Consider the following 18,903-nt stretch of genomic DNA (forward strand, 5'->3'; position numbering starts at 1 on the left):
CTTTCCCTTTGACGCTGAGCGTACTCGCCAATGCTCTCCCGGTTCACGGCTACCTCCCTGGGATTTCGGTAACCGTAGTTTTGAGACAATCACTTTATTTCGGTAACCATATTTTTAATGTCATGCGTATACTTGTCCCTGCAAAACGATGGGCCGGTAGGCGGGCTGAGCGCAGCCAACGAGGACATCATCGCTTTTGACGGGACTAGCTTCAGTCTGCACTTTGATGGCTCCGACGTGGGCCTGGGCGGGTTTGTCCTGAGGCCTTCGCCATCATCAGCCCCACGGAAATCCTCATGTCATTTACATCAGCCGGCACCGTGCCAGGCATCGGCACGGTGGACGACTCGGACATTGTGAAGTTCACCGCCACATCGTTGGGCGACACCACGGCTGGCTCGTTTTCCATGTACTTCGACGGCAGCGACGTTGGCCTGAGCAGTTCCAGCGAGACTATAGACACGCTGGAGGTCTTGCCGGACGGACGCCTGTTGATATCCACCACGGGATCAATCTCTGTGCCGGGCGTCTTTGGAGCGGACGAGGACTTAGTAGCTTTCATGCCTTCGTCCCTGGGGCCAAACACCGCCGGCACGTGGAGCATGTACTTTGACGGCAGCGACGTGGGCCTGAGCAGCAGCAGCGAGGACGTGACCGGCGCGGCGGTGGACTCAGCGGGGAAGATTTACCTCAGCACCGAGGGGTCATTCTCGGTGCCGGGCGTTTCCGGCGCCAACGAGGACGTGTTTGTGTTCACCCCAACGTCCCTGGGCAACACCACCGCCGGAACATACCAGTCCACGCTATTCTTTGACGGCAGCGTCTACGGACTGAGCGGGAACGCTATCGGCGGCATAGACTTGCCGTAGGGAGACGATAGATTTGGAAAGCTAAGGCCCGCTCACCTTATGGGTGAGCGGGCCTTTATTATTCACATGCTACATTTAGCTTTGTATGTCTTTTGAACCAAAGTTGCTGAAAAGATAGTCCATTCTGGCTTAAGAAATTACTCTAGAAAATGTGAGCGCTCAATAAACTTTTTGAAGTGGTTAGAATTAAGAAAATTAGGAAAACCCCATGAGTAAAGCAAACCTCTTACTCATTCTAATGATAGCCTCACTTGGAATCGCTTTCATGGCGTGTCAGGGTCAAACCAGTGCTGAAAGACCGGCTCCAACTTTGGCTCGCTTGGTGAAACTTGATTTAGAGGCCCCTTCCAATGCCAAGGTCAGTGAGCTCATTACTTTGAAATTGCATCTACAAAACATCACTGATGAAAGTCTTACGATCTATACAGGAGAGCACCGCCTTGATTTTGTGGTAACTGATAGTTCGGGCGTAGAAGTCCAGCAACGCTGGCGTGGCGGACCAATAGAGCATGTCGAGCTAATCCTTCCCCTGCAACCTAAAGAAGTGCGAAGCCATGAACTTCAGTGGGACCAGCGTGCGAACAATTGCCAGCCACCATCCGCCTTCAGGAATTGTCCGGGTGACGCAGTTCCGCCTGGGAGTTACACGGTGCGCGGAATATTCGCAGCCCGAGTCACTGACAATTCTCCCCCGCAAGAGACGGTCGAAACAAAGGCTCAAAAACTAACCATTAGACCTCGTTAAGGTCTAATGGTGAAACCCTAAGCCGCCACCTGTAACTTTGTCAGCACCTTCTTGGCGCTGATGATGTGCCGTTTGAGGCCCATGTCCTGGGGGTCGAAGCCCATGGCGAGGCCTAGAAGCTGGGGGAGGTGGATGATGGGGAGGTTGATCTCTCGATTGGCTTGAAGCATAGCCGAGGGCTGGTAGCCGTCCAGGTTCAGGTGGCAGAGGGGGCAGGGGGTGACCATGGCGTCTGCGCCGCGGTCCTTGGCGTCGGTGGTGTGGTTGACCACCATCTGGACAGAGTTGCGCTCGTTGATGGTGAGGATGGGGAAACCGCAACACCGGGTCTTGCCGGGGAAATCGACGACCTCGGCGCCCAAAGCCTCCATGACGCGCTCCAGGGAGTCCTCGCGCTCGGGGTGGAGCTTTAGCTCCAGGGAGCCGCTAGGCCGGACGATGTAGCAGCCGTAGAAGGGGGCCAGGCGGAGGCCCTTGAGGGGACGCCGCACGTAGGTCTTCAGCTTGTCCATGCCGATGTCCTCGACAATCATCCACAGCAGATGCCGAGGGTTGGCGGTGCCCTTGTATTGAAGACCTTCTTCCTGAAGCTGCTCGTTCACCTTGGCTAGGTAGTCGGGGTTGGACTTCATGCGCTTGTTGGCCTGGCTCATGACGCCCTGGCAGGTGCTGCAGATGGTCATGATATCCGGCAGGTTTATCTTTTCGGCGATGGCGAAGGTGCGGGCGTTTAGGACATCGCCCAGGAACTGGTTCTTCTCCTGGAGGACGCCGGCGCCGGTGCAGGTGGCGCCGCGCTCCTGAAGCTCGTCCAGCTCATAGCCTAGCTGAGCGGCGACTTTTTTGGCGGCGGGGTAAAGCTCAGGGCAGCCGCCGCGGGACACGCAACCTGGCCAGAAGGCGATTTTCAAGTGGGGTCCTCCTGAATCTGTAGTATCGCCGCTCTTACTTCTGTTCCCGGCCCTGGGTGGCCCGGACCTTTTTGAAGAGGCGGCGGACGTTTTTGACGTTGGGGACGGGGGTGTGGAAGATGGGGGGCATCTTGCCGCGCATGAGAGCGCGAAGGCCGACGGGGCCGAAGCCCATGAGCTTGGGCAGGTTGAACATGCCGACGGTCTTGATGGGCAATCGAAGCTCATCCAGCCAGCCGCTGTGCTCGATGGAATCGACGAAGGCGTCGGTGTGGCGGGCGCCGTAGGTCTTGGTAAAGCCAGCCTCCATGGCCTTATCCCGCATAGCCATGATGCGGTCCATGGGCGCGACGCCTTTGGGGCAGGCCTGGACGCACTCGTAACATCGGGTGCAGTCCCAGATGCCGCTATATTCGTTCAACATGCGAAGGCGCTCGACGGTCTGGGCGTCGCGGGGGTCGGCGACGAAGCGATAGGCCTTGGCCAGGGCTGCTGGCGCGATGAAGTTCTTGTCCACTTCCAGCGACGTGCAGTCGGATACGCAGGCGCCGCACATGATACAGCTCATGACACCCGCGAGGTGGAGCATGGCCTCGTTGGGGGCGGTATATTCGCCGGCAGGCTCGGGGCCGGCGGGCTGGAGCCAGGGGGAGACCTGTCGGACCTTGTCCCAGAACATCTTCATATCCACCACCAGGTCCTTGACCACGGCGGCGTTGCCCATAGGCTCGACCCTGATTTTGGAACCGTCCTGGGAGGCCTCGATAATCTTGGTGTTGCATGCGAGATGGGCGTGGCCGTTGACGCGCATAGCGCAGGAGCCGCAGATGGCGCTGCGGCAGGAACATCGAAGGGAGAGGGAGCCGTCAACCTCCTCGCGGACTTTTATCAGGGCGTCGAGGACGCTGGCGGTGCGCTCGACATCGACGGTGTAGTCCTGCCACCAGCTAGGCCGCTCTTTATCGTCGGGGTTGTAGCGTCGGACGGATAGGGTGACTTCCATTAATACTTTCTCTCCTCGGGCTTCCACTTGGTAATAACGACGGGCAGGTGCGAAAGCTTGGGGCCTTTGGGAGTGCGGGTAACCAGGACGTGCTTGAGCCAGTTGGCGTCGTCACGGGTGGGATGGTCGGTACGGGAGTGAGCGCCGCGGCTCTCCTTGCGCTCCAGGCCGCCGGCGACGATGGCCTCGGCGCAGTCGATCATGAAGCCCAGCTCAAGGGTGAAGATGAGGTCAGTGTTAAAGACGCGGCCCTTGTCCTGGACGGCTACACGGGCGTAACGGTCTTTGTAGTTCTGGATGTTGCGTTGCAAGGTCTGCATTCCACGCTCGTCTCGATAGACGCCAAAATACTTGTCCATATCGACGCCCAGGTCGTGGCGAATCTTGGACCAGCGCTCGCCGCTGTCGTTGCGGCTGAGCAGCTTCTGCAGGCTGTCTTCCGCCTGGCCCGCCAGGTCCTCGATGTTCAGTTTGGGCCAGTCCATGTCTTTGGTGACATCGGCGGCGTGGTGGCCGGAGCGCCGCCCAAAGACCACGGTGTCCAGAAGCGAGTTGGCGCCCAGGCGGTTGCCGCCGTGGACGCTGACGTTGGCGCACTCGCCGGCGGCGTAGAGGCCGGGAACAGAGGTGAGGCCGTCCACATCCGTCTTGATGCCGCCCATGATGTAGTGCATTCCCGGGCGGATGGGGATAGGCTCCTTCATTATGTCAACGCCGGCGAAGTCGCGACCAATGTCCACAATCTGGGTAAGGCGTTCGCGAATCACCTTCTCGCCCAGGTGACGGCAGTCGAGGAGAACGCAGCCGTCGATGCCGCGGCCTTCGTTGATTTCCGTTTGCTCGGAGCGGGAGACCACGTCGCGGGAGGCCAGCTCCATCATGTTGGGGGCGTAACGTTTCATAAACCGCTCGCCCTGGCTGTTCAGCAGGTACGCGCCCTCGCCTCGCGCGCCTTCCGTTATCAGGACGCCGCTGCCTTTAAGCGTGGTGGGGTGGTACTGGACCATCTCCATGTCCATGAGGGACGCGCCGGCGCGGTAGGCCTGGGCCATGCCGTCGCCGGTGACGATGAGGGCGTTGGTGCTAGGCTCGAAGAGGCGTCCGACGCCGCCGGAGCACATGATGACGGTCTTGGCGCGGATAACAAATACTCGTCCGGTGGCGATTTCCAGGGCCGTGACGCCGGCGCATCGCCCTTCGTGCATGATAAGGTCCAGGACAAACCACTCCTCATAGACGCGGACGCCGGTCTTGAGGATCTGCTCGTAGAGGACGTGGAGCATAGCCTGGCCGGTGAAGTCAGCGACGAAGAAGGTGCGGGCCTTGCGCTGCCCGCCGAAGGCGCGGGTGCCCAGTTTGCCCTCGTCGTCGCGATTAAAGATGACGCCCATGTGCTCCATGCGAATAAGCTCGGCGCCAGCCTCGCTGCACATGATTTCGATGGCGTCCTGGTCGCCCAGGTAGTCGGAGCCCTTGACGGTGTCGAAGGCGTGGTCTTCCCAGCTGTCGCCTCGGTCGGTGAGGGCGGCGTTGATGCCGCCCTGGGCGGCGTTGGAGTGGGAGCGGACGGGGTGGACCTTGGAGATGATGGCCACGTTAGCGCCCTTTTCGTGGGCGGCGACGGCGGCGCGCATGCCCGCCAGGCCCGCGCCAACCACCAGTACGTCATGCTCTAGCAAATGGGGGCCTCCGAGAGTGCGTGAAATTCAGCACAATTGTAGCAGAGGCAGAGAGGCGGGGCAATGATAGATTAGGCGGAAAGGGCGAGCATAGCTTCACATTGCGTTTAAGGCCGAAGTATCTAGTGGATTTAGGGAACTATTGCTCAGTTTATGCCGTCAATTAATTATAAGGAAGCCATGATTAGAAAAGCCTTATCTATTGTTTTTTTGGTCTTTGCCCTGGTGACGGTGGGCTGTGCTACATCAAGCTCGCCGGCGAGTTCAACAAACGTCACACCAACTCCAACGCTCACTCAAGCTCCGATTAGCGTTCCTACCTCTACACCTCATCCCACGCAAACACCGCTTAACACCCCTACTCCGGCACCTCTTTTCACTCCAACTCGCACAGGCGCCGTCAATGAAGCCGAAGCCATTAAATTCGCTCAGGAAATGCTCGGACACGCCGTCCCAGGGGTTACCGCGGTCCGTGACCCTCGTAACCCCGTGGCCTGGCTTGTAACCCTGGCAGAGTACAAGCATCAGCTAGGCATGGTGCCGATTGGCGCAGTGCCAACCGATATGGATGCCAACAAACTGGTGTGGGTGGTACAAATGGAGGGCGCATCCATGGTCTCAGAGAATCCCTCTGGATACGCAGGCACTCAGTTCTACTATGCGCTAGTAGTATTAGACCCTGAGACAGGCCAATATATCAGAGATGATCGAAGCGTCGGGCCTGTTTTTGTAAGGGCACCTGACGGCGACTGGATTGAACCTTCGTCAATCTCACCACCGGAAGCACGGCTGAAGTTTACTATCGCGCCGGGCGTATGGATTGAATCCAACTCGACCAACTCAGCCTTGTTGTACGATATGAATGGTCAAATTATTTTCAACGGTGATGGCACTGTCTATCAGTGCTACTTCCATGTAGCGGAAGGTCGGCGCTTAGAAAAAGTTCTTGCAGACGAGAATGCTATGCGCCGCATCCGCTAACGAATGGCTTGGTGGAGGCTATCAGGCCGGTTCCCGGAGCCCGAGTACTATGTCAGCTTCGAAGCTCCCTCAGAGATCAAGCCAGGCGCCGAGGCGGTCTTCAGGGGAGGCATTTGGAGCAGAAAGGGCGACTGCACGGAAACCATTTCTATTCCTAATGCTCCCTTCGACCTGGTTGTAAGCAAGTTTAATGGTACAGAGGCGTGGCGCTGGTCGTTGACTGATGGCTCCTGGTCTCCTCTTACTCAAGAATTTGGCAGCAGGGATGTGTATCCCTTTGGGATCGAGTGGGACTTACGGGACAACAAGGGCCACTCTCTTCCAGAAGGAGCCTACTGGCTGCAGAGTTTCCAGATTATTGAGCGGTCAGGCGGCACTCCTGAATTACGCCCGAGCACCCCGCGCTTGTTCTTCATCGGTCTACGCTTACGACTAACTCATTGGCTTGAAGTGTGGATTGAGGCACCAGAGATAGTGAAGTCAGGAGGGGATGTACCACTGGTGATAAGGGTCCGCAACAAAAGCGCTGATCCAGTTGACCTTATCTATGAGATGACCCCATACAATTTCGTAGTGACAAAAGAGGACAGCAGTGAGGTCTGGAGGCAATCTCGGTGGCGAGGTAGTGGTATAGAGTTTCCAGATGGTGCCCTGCTACACCCGGGAGAAACCTTAAGTTTCCAAACAACATGGAAACAGCATGACAACACTTGTAAGCCCGGTACGGGCGAAGGCGACGTTCCATGTGTAGGGAACCCGGTATCACCTGGCAATTACTTGGTGGAGGTTACCTTCGAGGCTCAGTTGGCAGACACTAGCTATGAGGACACCATCAAGGTTGGGCCGTTGGAATTAACTATCAGGCCTTAGCCCCTTCCAGCGCCGCCAGCAGCGCCGTCACCGCCTCCGCCGCCCGCACCCTCGATGGCGTCCAGTTGCCCAGGTTCTTGGAGGAGATGTCCACGGTGCCGATGGTCTTGCCGGCGCGTTTTACCGGCACCACTACCATGGCCTTGAGGCCGGCGTCGCGGGTGACGCCGGCGACGCCTGCCTTTACCAAATCGTTTTCCACCAGGGTCTTGCCGCTCTGGAAAACCTCGCCGGTCTTGCCGGTCTTGGGGGAGTGGATTTCGATGATGGGAGGGTGCTTGATGTCTCGGAGAGACATGTGGACTAAGCGGATACCCTTGTCCTTGGCGTCGTAGATGCGGAGGACGCCGCGATGGGCGTCGGTGCCCTCCAGGATGGCGTCTAGGATACGGGAGACTTTGCCCTGGTAGGCGTAGCGACCAGCCATGATGTCTGCGGCGTTACAGACGGCGCGGAACTCGGGGGTGGGCCTGCGGTTTTTCATTTAGTTGCCTTTCTTATTGAATTAAGACTAGATACTAAGGGATATTTCAGATGTTTTACTTGACATGCAAGTCTGCATTCGCGCTGATCAGATTCTTCGACTTCGGGCCGACGAGTACATCGGCCATCCACTCAGAATGACAAAAACAATACCTCCGGCTTGAAATTTTTACCTTTTGCGTGACTGTGAACCTCTTATGGTCTTATTAACTGTTGACCGGCGGGCGAAGACCAGCATCAGCGACGCGATGGTCTTAACGTCCTGAATCTGGCCTGACGATATCATATCTGGTACTTGCGATAGGGGCACGCGCTCGACTTCGATATCCTCGTCTTCGTCCATGTGGTCATCACCCTTGGTGAGGCCTGTGGCGAGGAAGGCGTTCATGCCCTCGTCGCAGAAGCCGGGGGTGGTCCAGAAGAAGCTGAGGGGCTCCATTCGGCGGGCGCGGAGGCCGGTCTCCTCTTGCAGCTCGCGATGGGCGGCGGCTTTAGGGTCCTCGCCCTTGTCCATGCCGCCGGCGGGCACCTCCAGCAGGAACTTTTCGACGGGCTTACGGTATTGGCGGACCAAAATCACGCTGCCGTCGTCATCGAGGGGAACGATGCAAACGCAGGGCGCGTGTTCGACAACTTCGCGGGTGGTGGTGCGTTCGTTGGCCATGCGGACGGTATCGACACGCAGGTTAACGATCCTGCCTTCGAAGACGCGACGGCTTTCAATGGTCGGCTCGTTACGAGGTGAGGTCATGGCTAGTAGAAGATGGGGCGCCCCACGCCCTCACCGCCCTCAAAGCCCAGGCGTCGAGTAAGGGTGGCGTAGAACTGGTGGGGCGGGCCCTGTCGCAGAAAGAGGGCCTTGTGCTCGCTCATAGTGATTTTCAGGGCATTGCCGCGAGATAGCGGCATGTCCAGATACCCGTCGACGCTGAAGATAGCAGGCGTGGCGGACTCCAGGGCCAGCTCGATGGCGGTGGTGGAGGGGAAGACGACGGCGGTGGCGAGGCCCACGTGGGGGGCCACGGGCTTCATAATCATGTTCCTGGCCTGGGGATGAAGGATAGGGCCGCCCGCCGAGAGGTTATAGCCGGTGCTACCCGTGGCCGTGCTGACGATAACGGCATCGGCGCGATAGGTGGTGAGGTGCGCGCCATCCACTCGCGCCATGACGCGAATGAGGCGAGAGGTGCCGCCGCGTCCGACGACGACGTCGTTGAGGGCGTGGTGGGTCCGCATATCGGGGGGCACGGGATTGCCGGCGCCGTCAGCGACCTGGGCCTGGAGCATAGCGCGCTCCTCTACCCAGCCCTGGCCGTCGAGGTAGTCGGGGATGCGGGTGAGGGCTTCGTCGGCGCGGAGCTCGGTCATGAAGCCGAGACGGCCCATGTTGACGCCGAGGATGGGTATGCGGCGGGGCACGGCGGCCTTGGCGGTGCGGAGGATGGTGCCGTCGCCGCCGATGGTGATGATGAGGTCGGTCTTGTCCAGCAGGGGGTTGGACGTGTTCTCGTCGGCGGCGGACTCGGTCCAGCACTGGCGTCCCGGGCCGAGCAGGGCCAGGACCTGTTTAGTCTTTTCCAGGGCCCTGGGATTTAGGGGGTGATAGATGATGCCGATGACTTTAGCCTGCGCCAAGGGCAAAGCCTGCCTGGGTTATAGGGTGGCGGATCGGATGCAGGCGAGTCTAGCATTGGACGTGGGGGGAGTCAATTTGGGGGAAAGCGGCGCGTATCGGCGTGTTAAGCAAATATCTTGACTTTATTTTTCTGTAATAGCTTGGTTATCTGAGGCTGCAGGGGCAGATCAGAGACGTCTACTCCAGCACTTATGTAAAGGAGTTCAACACCAATCACTGTCCCATCTTTTGCGTAATCAACGATTCTGGTCTCATCCAATTCTTTGGAATAGGCGTGGGGCAGGTCTTTAACCAGGATATAGGCGCAATCCGCCTGTGGATCATACTTATAACGCATAACCACCATGGATGCTAGTTTAATCCAGGGCCACCACTGTGACAACGAGCCAAGGGCTGCTTTCTTTAGCAATTACCACTCTTATTGTTCTACCATCTTGTAAGGTTTTCATAAAACAAGGATTCCCGACCCTGTCTGTATGAAAAATATCATAGGTGTCCAATATTATGGCTACATCACTTACTGACACATTTCGCTTCGCCATACGCTCTATCGCATGGTTGGTGAGTATAAATCGCAAGCCCCCAGAAGACTCGTGAACCGAGCCATTAGGCAAAGGCTAATCTCCTTTGCGGTGCATTATCTCTAACCGAGGGAGCCTGATTAATTGAGAAGCCGTATCAAACTATTACGGTCTCAGCGGCCCAGCGGCCACGTCGGTGACCCAGGTGAGGAGGCGGGGGGCGACGCCCAGGACTACCACGGCGGCGGCGCTGATGGCTAGGGCTAGATTGAAGGGCGGGGACGAAGTTTCAGGGTAAGGACTCCAGCCCTGCGCTGGGGCAGGCTCTTCAATGTACATGACCCGGATGACGCGCAGGTAGTAGTAGGCGGAGAGGACGCTGTTGACCACGCCCACTATGGCCAGCCAGGCCAGGTCGGCGTCAATGGCGGCGCTGAACAGGAAGAGCTTGCCGATGAACACGCCGGTGGGCGGCACGCCGATGAGCGAAATCATCGCCAGGGCGAGCACCAGGGCGGGGACGGGCGCGCGGCGTCCCATGCCCGACAGGTCGTCGATGTTGTCGCTGCCGGTCTTGCTAGTGAGGGCGATGATGGCGAAGAAGGCGGCCAGGTTTGTAGCAGCATAGACGCCCAGGTAGAAGAGGAGGCTGTCGGGGCCGGCGGCGAAGCCGTCGTCGGCACGGGCAGACACCGCGGCCAGGCCCACCAGGATGTAGCCGGCGTGGGCGATGGTACTGTAGGCCAGGAGCCGCTTGATGTTGCTCTGGGTCATCGCCACCAGGTTGCCGAGGGTCATGGATATAGTCGCCAGGACGGCGAAGAGCAAAGCCCAGTCCAGCTCCAGGGCCGGGAAGGCGATGTAGAAGACGCGCAGCAGGATGGCGAAGCCCGCCGCCTTACTCGCCACGGACAGAAAAGCGACTACCGGAGTCGGCGCGCCCTCGTAAACGTCCGGCACCCACATCTGGAAGGGCGCCGAGGATATTTTGAAGCCGAAGCCCGCGACCATGAGGATGATGCCAACCAGCAGGGCGTAGCTGCCGAAGGGAACGTCGGGGTCGCCGGGGGCGGCCACAGCCAGGGCGATGTCGCCCAGATAAGTGCTGCCGGTGAATCCCCAGACCAGCACCATGCCGTAGAGCAGGAGGGCGGAGCTGATGCCGCTAAGGACCAAGTACTTGACGGCGGACTCGCTGGAACGGTCCGTCTTGAGGAAGGCGGCCATGGCGATTATCGGCAGGGTGCTAAGCTCCAACGAAACGTAGAGGGTTATAAGCTCGGTGGCGGAGGCCAAAAGCATCATGCCGCTGGCGGAGAAGAAGATGAGACTCAGGAACTCGCCCTTAAGCCGCTCCATTCGCCTTACGTAGTCCACCGAGGCCAGGACCACTAGACCGGCTACGCCTAGAATTAGGAACTTGAAGAACAGGGCGAACTTGTCGATGGAGATGGAGCCGAAGACGCCGGCCATGGCGCCGCCGCTATGAACGTCATCCCATAGGACGACGCTGAGGGCCACAGGCAGGGCCAAGCCGGCGAAAGCGATGAAGAAGAGCCAGTCCTTGCGAGCCCCCAGAAGGTCCAGGGCCATAACCAGCAGGCCCACGCCCGCCAGGCTTAACTCGGGCGACAGCAGATAAATATCGTGGCCGGTCATGGCTGCACCAGGGCCGCGATAGGCTCAAGGCCGGCTTTGAAGACATCGGTCAAGATGGCGGGATAGACGCCTACGCCGATGATAGCGACGATGAGCAGCGCTAAGGGGATGGCTTCGACGAAGTTGGCGTCCTTGAGGTGGGCAAATCGGGGCCGCGCGGGGCCGAAGAGGGCGCGTTCCAGCATCCACAGGATGTAGCCTGCCGTCAACACGATGCCAAAGGCCCCGAAGGCGGTAAGCCAGGGATAGGCCTTGAAAGCGCCGAAGAAGACCAGCACTTCCGCTACAAAGCCGCTCATGCCGGGGAGGCCCAGGGAGGCTAGGCCGGCGATAACGAAGGCCAAGGTAATAAAGGGCATCCGGCCTGCCAGGCCGCCCAGGTCGGGGATGTAGCGGGTGTGGGCCTTGTCGTAGATGAGACCGACGCACAAGAAAAGGAGGCCGGTGATGGTGCCGTGGGTGAAAAGCTGCATGGCCGCGCCGTTGAGGCCGATGCCGGCGAAATCGCCGCTGAGCAGCCCGATAGAGCCGACGCCCAGCAGCACGATACCCATGTGGCTGACGCTGCTATAGGCGATGAGACGTTTCAAATCGGTCTGGCGGACGGTGACGACGGCGCCGTAGAGGATGGTCACGACGGCCAGGATTGTCAGTTCGAGGGCATGGTCGGCGGCGATGCCTGGAAACATGCCTACGATAATTCGCAGGAGGCCGTAGCCGCCCATCTTCAGGAGCACGCCCGCCAGCATAACGCTGACGGCGGTGGGGGCGTCGGTATGGGCGTCCGGGAGCCAGGTGTGGACGGGCAGGACGGGGAGCTTGATGGCGAAGGCCACGAAGAAGAACCAGAAGACTACGGTGAGGGGCAGAATGGTGCGGATGCCCTCAGCGCCAGTTTCCGCCAGCCTGATCATGTCGAAGTGGCCGACGCCCGGGACGAAGTAGAGGGCCAGTATAGCCACCAGCATGAAGGCGCTGCCCAGGAAGGTGAAGACCAGGAACTTCATGGCCGAGTACTGCTTCCGGCCCGACCCCCAAATCGAGATGAGAAAGTACATGGGAATGAGTTCCATCTCCCAGAAGAGGAAAAAGAGGATAAAGTCCAGGGATACGAAGACGCCCATGACAGAGGTCTGCAAAACCAGGAGCCAGAAGAAGTACTCCTTGACTCGATGGGTGATGTTCCAGGATGCGAGGATGGCGCACAGGCCCAGGATCCCTGTCAGCAGCACCAGGGGCGCGCTGAGGCCGTCCACGCCCATCTGGTACTGGGCGTTGAAGGATGCCGAGGTAATCCAGTCGAAGCGGTCGATGAGCTGGAATCGCGCGCCATCCTGGTCGAAGGAGGCGAAGATGATGACCGAAAGCACCAGGTCGGCCAGAGCGATGGCGGCGGCGAAGAGACGGATGTTGCGGTCGCCGCGGACGAGGGCGAGGATAGCCAGCCCGCCCACCAGGGGCAGGAGGACGACGGCGGTGAGCAGTCCGTTAAAGGTTTCCAAATTCGCCTAGCCCCAAATCAGATATGACATCAAGATTGCCAGCACGCCCACGGATATGCCGAAGGCGTAGGCCTGGACTTGTCCGGTCTGGATCTTGCCAATCCCCCACCCAACGCTCCGCGACGCCCAGCCCGCGACGTCCACGATGTTGTCGATGACCTGCTGGTCAAACCACTCGAGGAAGGCGGCGGTCCTGCGGTAGAAGAATCGAGAAACGATGCCTTGTTCATAGAAGTGGTCCATGTAGTAGCGGTTGCTGAGAGTCCTATGGGCCGGGGCCAGGGCCTTCTCCACTTGGTCGGGGCCTCGCAGACCCTTCAGGTACATGGCGGCGGCGAGGCCGATGGCGGCTAGGGACAGCAGCGTGATTATCAGAGCCAGGCCAATATTTATGTCCAGCACCTCGGCGTGGCCGCCGGACGGGACTACAAATTCGCTGAACCAGTGCTTGGGAACGCTCAGGAACTCCTGCTGCGGGTTGGCGACATACCCAGCCGCTACGGCAGCAATCGCCAGGATACCCATGGGCAGGAGCATTACCAGCGGCGACTCGGCCAGGTGAACGCGGTGGCCGCCCTGGTCGTGGGTGGTCGAGGCATGGGCGCGCTGCTCGGCCTCGGCGCCGCCCCGGAACTCGCCGTGGAAGGTCATGTAGAGCATTCGGAAGGTGTAGAAGGCGGTGAGGGCCACACCCGCCACCAGCATCCAGAAAACAAAGGGGGTGCGCATCTCGTCGCCGTAGAAATGCCAGGCGTGGCCCAGTATCTCATCCTTGCTCCAGAACCCCGCCAGGGGAAAGATGCCCACCAGGGCCAGCCCGCCGATGAGCATGAAGGCGTAGGTCCAGGGCATGGCCTTTCGCAGGCCGCCCATGTAGCGCATGTCGAAGGTGCCGGCGGCGTGGTTGACGCTGCCCGCGCCCAGGAACAACAACGCCTTGAAGAAGGCGTGGGTGAAGAGATGGAAGACGGCGACGCTGTACGCGCCGATACCCAGGGCGGCCATCATGTAGCCAAGCTGGCTGATGGTGGAGAAGGCGAGGACACGCTTGATATCGTTGTTGACCAGGCCCATGGTGGCGGCGAAGAGGGCGGTGAAAGCGCCGATGATGGCGACGGCGCTCATAGCCTCGTGGGAGGCTTGGAAGACGGGGAAGAATCGCGCCACTAAGAAAACGCCGGCGGCGACCATAGTGGCGGCGTGGATAAGGGCGCTGACGGGAGTGGGGCCTTCCATGGCGTCGGGGAGCCATACGTGGAAAGGGAACTGGGCGCTCTTGCCTGCCGCGCCGGCGAAGATGCCAACGGCCAGCCACGTCAGCCCCAGCCCGCCGAAGGCCACCATCTTTCCTTCTTCGATGAGGGGTATGGCGGCATGGATGTCGGGTATATGCAGGGGGTTGAGGCCTTGGGCCAGGAAGGCGTCACGGTTGAAGAAGAGGTAGAGGATGGCGAGCAGGAAGCCGAAGTCGCCGATGCGTGTAACCAGGAAGGCCTTCTTGGCCGCGGCAGCGGCGGCAGGGCGGTCGTTCCAGAAACCGATGAGGAGGAAGGAGCCGAGGCCCACCAGCTCCCACATGGCGTAAAGCTGGAGAATGTTGCTGGACATGACCAGGCCCAGCATGGCGGCGGAGAAAAGGGCCATGAAGGCATAGTATCGAGCGTAGCCAGGGTCGCCCTTCATGTAGCCCTGGGAGTAAATTTGAACCATAAGGCTGACGCCGGTGACCACCACCAGCATGACGGCGGTCAGGGAGTCCACCATGAGGCCGATGTTTATCTCCAGGCCGTCCAGTTCAAGCCAGGTGTGGGGATCGAACTGGAGAGGGCCTTCCTCAATAACCGATTTGAGGGTCCATATAGAGAGCACCAAGGCGGCGGCCAGGGCGGCAATGAGGAGCCAGCCGGCGGTGACGGAGTGGCGGTTAAAGAAGGGCCGTATGACGAGGCCAATAACGGCGAAGGCCGCCAGAGGCAGTAAGAATATAGCCCAGACGCCTGCTTCGCCGATCATCTAGAGCTTCCTCACGATTTCCTCGGCCACGTGCTCGCGGCCTCGGGGCACCATGATACGGAAGGTAGACCTTTCAGACCAGTCGCGGATATCTCCCTCGGGCAGAAGGCGGACGGGGAGGCCTTCGGCTTCGATGACTTCCTTCCACATTTCGGCCACCATGAGATTGGGGGCTTTCATAAAATCGACCCACATGTCCGTCTACCGCCTCATCAGGTTGGCTTGAGTAATATCGACGGTCTGGCGTTGCCGGTACAGGGCGATGACGATGCCCAAGCCCAGGGCTACCTCGGCGGCGGCGACAACGATGATGAAGAGGGCGAAGACCTGGCCTGTGAGGAGGGTGTTTATGGCAGCCTCGGAGGTGTCGGCGGGGGTCAGGGCCACCACGCGGCTGGAGACGTAGCGGGACATGGCGACGGCGGCCAGGGTTACCGATGTAAACATTAGTTCCAACGACATGAGAACGGCTACCGCGTTGCGCCGGCTCAACGCCCCAAAGAGGCCTATGGAGAAGAGGATAGCGGAGAGGATAAGGAACTTCTCCAAGGCTTACTCCTCCTCCCTCACCAGGGATAGGGCGCCGATAATGGAACCCAGGAGCAGTACGGCAGCGGCGCCGAAGGCCACTGCGTAGTTTTCCAGCATCAGCTTGGAGAGCTTAAAGGGCGTGTTGATGAAAGCCCGGTCGACAATGGCGTCGCCGTTGGGCAAGGCGTCGATGAGCCGCCAGTCGGTATCGACGGCAACAAACACCAGCGTCGCCAGCACCAGCGCGGCGATGAGGAAGGCAGGGCCTTGCAGGCGGTTGGGCAGGTTTCCACTCTGGACGTTGCGGGTGAGCATAATGGCGAAGATGATGAGTATACAGATGGCGCCGGCATAGATGAGAAGCTGCACCACACCTAGAAACTCGGCGCCCAGCATGAAGAAGTGGGCGGAGATGGTGGCGAAGACCAGGACCAGGAGCAGAGCGGAACGGAAGATGTCTTTTAGAAAGACGACGCCCAGAGCGGCGGCCACGCCGACGATGGCGAGGACCCAGAAGATGACATCCTGGAAGAGCATCTAGGGCTGGCCCTCGGAAGCGCCGCCTCGCTGGACGCGTCGTGTGATCTTAGCGCCGGCCTTCTCCTTCTGGTGCCAGGGCCACTGCTCGCGGCCCACCTCCTCCCAGGGCAAGGGCTTGCCCGTGTGGGGGTCGTATTTCCTGCTCTCCAGCTGGGGACGGAACCAGGTGCTGGGCCGTTTGGGGGCGTTTCTAAGCTCGTCGACGGTGATAACCAGGTCGTCGCGGCGTAAGGCGCCCTCCTCGAAGCCGCTGCCCATAAACAGGGCGTCGTAGGGACAGGCTTCAACGCACAGGCCGCAGAACATGCAGCGACCTATATCGATGTCGAAAACTTCGATGTCGTACTTGTCGCCTTCCTGCATCGCAGTTTTCGATGGCTTGGTGACGATGCGGATGATGCCCAGAGGGCAGTACTTGGCGCAGGAGGCGCAGCCGGTGCAGCGCTCCTCGTACCAGACAAACTCCTCGCCCCGGAACCGCGCGTGCTGGCGCACCCGCTCCTCGGGGTACTGGACGGTGGTGGGCGACTTGAAGAAGTTCTTCATCGTCACCGCCAGGCCTTTGACTAAACCCTTGCCTAGCATTAGTCGGCGGCCTCCGCGGGCTGGATGATGGCGACCTTAGGCTCCAGCCTGGGGCTGGGCGCGGCGATGCGCTCGCGCAGGAACCGGCTAAAGAGGGCGATAGAACCTATAGCCAGGGGAAGGTTGATGGCTGCCATTATCCACTGCTCGCTGCGGGTGATTTCGCCAGGGACGGCGGCATTATAGTAGGCGAAGAAATAGACCTCAACGGCAGTGGCCACCAGGTTGATGAGGGCCAGGGGAAGGAGGAACTTCCAGGCGAAGGCCATAATCTGGTCGATGCGCAGGCGCGGGAAGGTGGAGCGAATCCAGATAAAGAGGAAGGCGAAGAAGGCCAGCTTCAGCAGGAACCACATGGCGCCCAGCTCGCCGGAGAGGAAGGGGCCGGACCAGCCGCCGAGGAACAGGGTGGACAGGACAGCAGAAGCCGCCAGCACGCCTGCCATCTCCGCCGCTTGCATAAGGGCGAACTTTATGCCGCTGTATTCGGTGTGATAACCGGCGATGATTTCGGACTCGGCCTCCAGGATGTCGAAGGGGGTGCGGTTAAGCTCAGCGGAGATGCCGAGCATGAAAATCAGCATCCCCAGGGGTTGGACAAGGACGAAGGGTATAAGTTGGGCTTCGACCACGCTAACCATAGACATGGAGCCCGCCAGCAAGACCACACCGACCAGGGAAAGGATAAGAGGCACCTCATAGCTTATCAGCATAGCGACGCCTCGCATGGCGCCGAAGACGGCGTAGCGATTGCCCGAGGCCCAGCCAGCCATGAAGACGCCCAGGGTGCTGAGGGTTCCGACGGCGATGAAGTAGAGGACGCCTATGTTCAGGTCGGCCAGATAGGTGTTGCGGGCGAAGGGTATCACCGCCAGGCTCAGCAGCAAAGACGCCAGCATGACTATGGGGACGACCGTAAAAACTATCTTGTCGGCGGAGGTAGGCACCAGGTCTTCTTTAGTGATGAGCTTGAGCAGGTCGGCTATGGGCTGGAGGAGGCCGAAGGGCCCCCATCGGTTAGGGCCGCGCCGCAACTGGAACCGAGCGATGAGCCGGCGCTCCGCCCAGACGAAGACGGCGGCGCCCAGCAGCGCGCCGTTGACCAGGATGAACATTATGGTGAACCCGGCGATGAAGAAGGCCAGCCACTCCCAGCCGCCGGGGAAGATGCCGTCGCGGCCGCCGCACCAAGTCGCGTTACCATCGTTACCGCCGAAGAAGCAGTAGACGCCTCGAAAGACGACGTTTTCCTGGAGGAAGGGGACCATCAGCGGTCCACCTCCCCCATGTTGATGTCGATGCTGCCCAGGGTGACAATCATATCGGCCAGCTTGGAGCCTAGGAGCAATTCTTTTAGGACGGTGAGGTTAATCAGGGATGGGGAGCGGACTTTGCATCGGTAGGGCGCCACGCTGCCGTCGCTGACCATGTAAAAGGCCAGCTCGCCTTTAGGAGACTCGACGCGGCCATAAGCCTCGGCGCCGGCAGGGGGGCGGAGGATGAAGGGAAGCTCGGCGCGGGCGAGGCCGGGCTGGATCTGCTCGCGGCACTGCTGCACGATACGCAGGCTCTGCTTGATCTCTTCGAGCCGCACCTGGAACCGGTCGTAGTTATCGCCGCGCTGTCCGACGGGTATGTCGAACTGGACGCGCTGGTAGATGTCGTAAGGGTCGGCCCTGCGCCAGTCCCAGGGGAGGCCGCTGCCGCGCAGCACCGGGCCGCTGATGGAGCCGGCGATGGCGGACTCCAGCTTGAGAACGCCCGTGCCCTTGGTGCGCACTAATACAATCTCGTTCTCCACTATCAGCTTTTCCAGGTCGTCGAAGAGATGGGGCGTGTTGGCGATGAATTTATCCAGGGCGGGCCAGAACTCTTCAGGGGCATCGGCATAGACGCCGCCGGGCCGCATGTAGCTGACGGTGATTCGCGCGCCGCAGAGCATTTCGAACATATCGAGGATGTTTTCACGGATGCGGAAGCAGTACATGAGAGGCGTAGCCAGGGCACCCAGGTCTTGCAAAAAGAAGCCGATGGCGACCATGTGGCTAGCGATGCGCTGCAATTCGGCGGCGATAACCCGCAGGTACTGGGCCCGTTCCGGCACCTCGACGCCCAGCAGCCGTTCGACGGCCAGGCAGTAGGCCTGGTTGTTGGTCATGGAGGCAACGTAGTCCAGGCGGTCGGTGAGGGTCAGGGCCTGGACGTAGTTGCGTTCTTCGGCCAGCTTTTCGGAGCCGCGGTGCAGGTAGCCGAAAACCGGCTCCACATCCACGATGATCTCGCCGTCGAAGCTGACGCGAAGCCGCATCACTCCGTGGGTGCTGGGGTGCTGCGGTCCGATGTTGACGACGACGGGTTCAGCGCGAATAGCCATA

21 protein-coding genes are annotated in these 18,903 nt (G+C 60.0%); 4 read left to right on the forward strand and 17 right to left on the reverse strand.

The genetic code is table 11. From position 1 onward, the window contains the following. The first annotated feature begins 296 nt into the window (after nt 1–296). The gene (locus tag FJ320_07925; GenBank protein ID MBM3925898.1) at nt 297–869 is read left to right on the forward strand and encodes a hypothetical protein; all 573 of its coding nucleotides are present in this window, start codon (nt 297–299) and stop codon (nt 867–869) included. 208 nt (nt 870–1,077) lie between these two features. Next, nucleotides 1,078–1,614, forward strand: a complete 537-nt coding sequence (locus tag FJ320_07930) for a hypothetical protein (protein MBM3925899.1) — start codon at nt 1,078–1,080, stop codon at nt 1,612–1,614. Nucleotides 1,615–1,631: 17 nt separating this feature from the next. On the opposite strand, the gene FJ320_07935 is transcribed toward FJ320_07930, so the two are convergent. Genes FJ320_07935 through FJ320_07945 form a run of 3 tightly spaced genes read right to left on the reverse strand, consistent with a single transcriptional unit; the run spans nt 1,632 to nt 5,207 of the window. Further along, entirely contained in the window at nt 1,632–2,525 is an 894-nt protein-coding gene (locus FJ320_07935; protein MBM3925900.1) for a disulfide reductase, read from the reverse strand. Between the two features lie 34 nt (nt 2,526–2,559). Then, on the reverse strand, nt 2,560–3,528 hold the full coding sequence (sdhB, locus tag FJ320_07940; GenBank protein ID MBM3925901.1) for a succinate dehydrogenase iron-sulfur subunit: 969 nt from the start codon (nt 3,526–3,528) through the stop codon (nt 2,560–2,562). Then, on the reverse strand, nt 3,528–5,207 hold the full coding sequence (locus FJ320_07945) for an FAD-binding protein (protein MBM3925902.1): 1,680 nt from the start codon (nt 5,205–5,207) through the stop codon (nt 3,528–3,530). Before FJ320_07945 ends, sdhB begins: the two co-directional genes overlap by 1 nt. Nucleotides 5,208–5,387: 180 nt before the next feature. Between FJ320_07945 and FJ320_07950 the strand changes: the two genes are divergently transcribed. Next, entirely contained in the window at nt 5,388–6,188 is an 801-nt protein-coding gene (locus FJ320_07950) for a hypothetical protein (protein MBM3925903.1), read from the forward strand. A 3-nt stretch (nt 6,189–6,191) separates the two neighbouring features. After that, nucleotides 6,192–7,058, forward strand: a complete 867-nt coding sequence (locus FJ320_07955) for a hypothetical protein (protein MBM3925904.1) — start codon at nt 6,192–6,194, stop codon at nt 7,056–7,058. Here FJ320_07955 and FJ320_07960 read toward each other — a convergent pair. From FJ320_07960 to FJ320_08025, 14 genes are all read right to left on the reverse strand, one after another. Beyond that, nucleotides 7,048–7,542, reverse strand: coding sequence for a GAF domain-containing protein (locus FJ320_07960; protein ID MBM3925905.1), 495 nt, complete (start codon nt 7,540–7,542; stop codon nt 7,048–7,050). The two genes, FJ320_07955 and FJ320_07960, sit on opposite strands and share 11 nt — an antisense overlap. A 168-nt stretch (nt 7,543–7,710) precedes the next feature. Further along, on the reverse strand, nt 7,711–8,292 hold the full coding sequence (locus tag FJ320_07965; protein ID MBM3925906.1) for an NUDIX hydrolase: 582 nt from the start codon (nt 8,290–8,292) through the stop codon (nt 7,711–7,713). A gap of 2 nt (nt 8,293–8,294) precedes the next feature. After that, nucleotides 8,295–9,182, reverse strand: coding sequence for an NAD(+)/NADH kinase (locus FJ320_07970; GenBank protein MBM3925907.1), 888 nt, complete (start codon nt 9,180–9,182; stop codon nt 8,295–8,297). Nucleotides 9,183–9,280: 98 nt separating this feature from the next. Then, nucleotides 9,281–9,523: a DUF2283 domain-containing protein gene (locus FJ320_07975; protein MBM3925908.1), complete on the reverse strand. Its 243-nt coding sequence runs from the start codon at nt 9,521–9,523 to the stop codon at nt 9,281–9,283. A 10-nt stretch (nt 9,524–9,533) separates the two neighbouring features. Further along, nucleotides 9,534–9,791 (reverse strand): DUF4258 domain-containing protein, encoded by a 258-nt coding sequence (locus FJ320_07980; protein ID MBM3925909.1) that lies wholly within the window; start codon nt 9,789–9,791, stop codon nt 9,534–9,536. 72 nt (nt 9,792–9,863) lie between these two features. Beyond that, nucleotides 9,864–11,357: an NADH-quinone oxidoreductase subunit N gene (locus tag FJ320_07985; protein MBM3925910.1), complete on the reverse strand. Its 1,494-nt coding sequence runs from the start codon at nt 11,355–11,357 to the stop codon at nt 9,864–9,866. Next, entirely contained in the window at nt 11,354–12,841 is a 1,488-nt protein-coding gene (locus FJ320_07990; protein MBM3925911.1) for an NADH-quinone oxidoreductase subunit M, read from the reverse strand. The genes FJ320_07985 and FJ320_07990 overlap by 4 nt, the downstream gene beginning before the upstream one ends. A 24-nt stretch (nt 12,842–12,865) precedes the next feature. Beyond that, on the reverse strand, nt 12,866–14,869 hold the full coding sequence (gene nuoL, locus FJ320_07995; protein MBM3925912.1) for an NADH-quinone oxidoreductase subunit L: 2,004 nt from the start codon (nt 14,867–14,869) through the stop codon (nt 12,866–12,868). 3 nt (nt 14,870–14,872) lie between these two features. After that, entirely contained in the window at nt 14,873–15,067 is a 195-nt protein-coding gene (locus FJ320_08000) for a hypothetical protein (protein MBM3925913.1), read from the reverse strand. 6 nt (nt 15,068–15,073) lie between these two features. After that, entirely contained in the window at nt 15,074–15,421 is a 348-nt protein-coding gene (gene nuoK / locus FJ320_08005) for an NADH-quinone oxidoreductase subunit NuoK (GenBank protein MBM3925914.1), read from the reverse strand. A 3-nt stretch (nt 15,422–15,424) separates the two neighbouring features. Next, nucleotides 15,425–15,940 carry an NADH-quinone oxidoreductase subunit L gene (locus FJ320_08010; protein MBM3925915.1) on the reverse strand — a complete coding sequence of 172 codons (516 nt, stop codon included), beginning with the start codon at nt 15,938–15,940 and terminating at the stop codon, nt 15,425–15,427. Next, the gene (locus tag FJ320_08015) at nt 15,941–16,528 is read right to left on the reverse strand and encodes an NADH-quinone oxidoreductase subunit I (GenBank protein ID MBM3925916.1); all 588 of its coding nucleotides are present in this window, start codon (nt 16,526–16,528) and stop codon (nt 15,941–15,943) included. Then, nucleotides 16,528–17,796, reverse strand: a complete 1,269-nt coding sequence (gene nuoH, locus FJ320_08020) for an NADH-quinone oxidoreductase subunit NuoH (GenBank protein ID MBM3925917.1) — start codon at nt 17,794–17,796, stop codon at nt 16,528–16,530. The genes FJ320_08015 and nuoH overlap by 1 nt, the downstream gene beginning before the upstream one ends. Then, nucleotides 17,796–18,902 (reverse strand): NADH-quinone oxidoreductase subunit D, encoded by a 1,107-nt coding sequence (locus FJ320_08025; protein ID MBM3925918.1) that lies wholly within the window; start codon nt 18,900–18,902, stop codon nt 17,796–17,798. Before FJ320_08025 ends, nuoH begins: the two co-directional genes overlap by 1 nt. Nucleotide 18,903 lies beyond the last annotated feature (1 nt).

The sequence above is a fragment of the SAR202 cluster bacterium genome (assembly GCA_016872285.1).
Taxonomy (GTDB): Bacteria; Chloroflexota; Dehalococcoidia; order Lucifugimonadales.

Bases quoted from the DNA above. Each gene is read 5' to 3' on its own strand.
- FJ320_07950 (MBM3925903.1), top strand. From the start codon at position 5,388: ATGATTAGAAAAGCCTTATCTATTGTTTTTTTGGTCTTTGCCCTGGTG.
- FJ320_08000 (MBM3925913.1), bottom strand. From the start codon at position 15,067: ATGTGGGTCGATTTTATGAAAGCCCCCAATCTCATGGTGGCCGAAATG.
- FJ320_07965 (MBM3925906.1), bottom strand. From the start codon at position 8,292: ATGACCTCACCTCGTAACGAGCCGACCATTGAAAGCCGTCGCGTCTTC.
- sdhB (MBM3925901.1), bottom strand. From the start codon at position 3,528: ATGGAAGTCACCCTATCCGTCCGACGCTACAACCCCGACGATAAAGAG.
- FJ320_07925 (MBM3925898.1), top strand. From the start codon at position 297: ATGTCATTTACATCAGCCGGCACCGTGCCAGGCATCGGCACGGTGGAC.
- FJ320_07985 (MBM3925910.1), bottom strand. From the start codon at position 11,357: ATGACCGGCCACGATATTTATCTGCTGTCGCCCGAGTTAAGCCTGGCG.
- FJ320_07960 (MBM3925905.1), bottom strand. From the start codon at position 7,542: ATGAAAAACCGCAGGCCCACCCCCGAGTTCCGCGCCGTCTGTAACGCC.
- FJ320_07930 (MBM3925899.1), top strand. From the start codon at position 1,078: ATGAGTAAAGCAAACCTCTTACTCATTCTAATGATAGCCTCACTTGGA.
- FJ320_08010 (MBM3925915.1), bottom strand. From the start codon at position 15,940: ATGCTCTTCCAGGATGTCATCTTCTGGGTCCTCGCCATCGTCGGCGTG.
- nuoH (MBM3925917.1), bottom strand. From the start codon at position 17,796: ATGGTCCCCTTCCTCCAGGAAAACGTCGTCTTTCGAGGCGTCTACTGC.
- FJ320_08025 (MBM3925918.1), bottom strand. From the start codon at position 18,902: ATGGCTATTCGCGCTGAACCCGTCGTCGTCAACATCGGACCGCAGCAC.
- FJ320_07975 (MBM3925908.1), bottom strand. From the start codon at position 9,523: ATGGTGGTTATGCGTTATAAGTATGATCCACAGGCGGATTGCGCCTAT.
- FJ320_08015 (MBM3925916.1), bottom strand. From the start codon at position 16,528: ATGCTAGGCAAGGGTTTAGTCAAAGGCCTGGCGGTGACGATGAAGAAC.
- FJ320_07955 (MBM3925904.1), top strand. From the start codon at position 6,192: ATGGCTTGGTGGAGGCTATCAGGCCGGTTCCCGGAGCCCGAGTACTAT.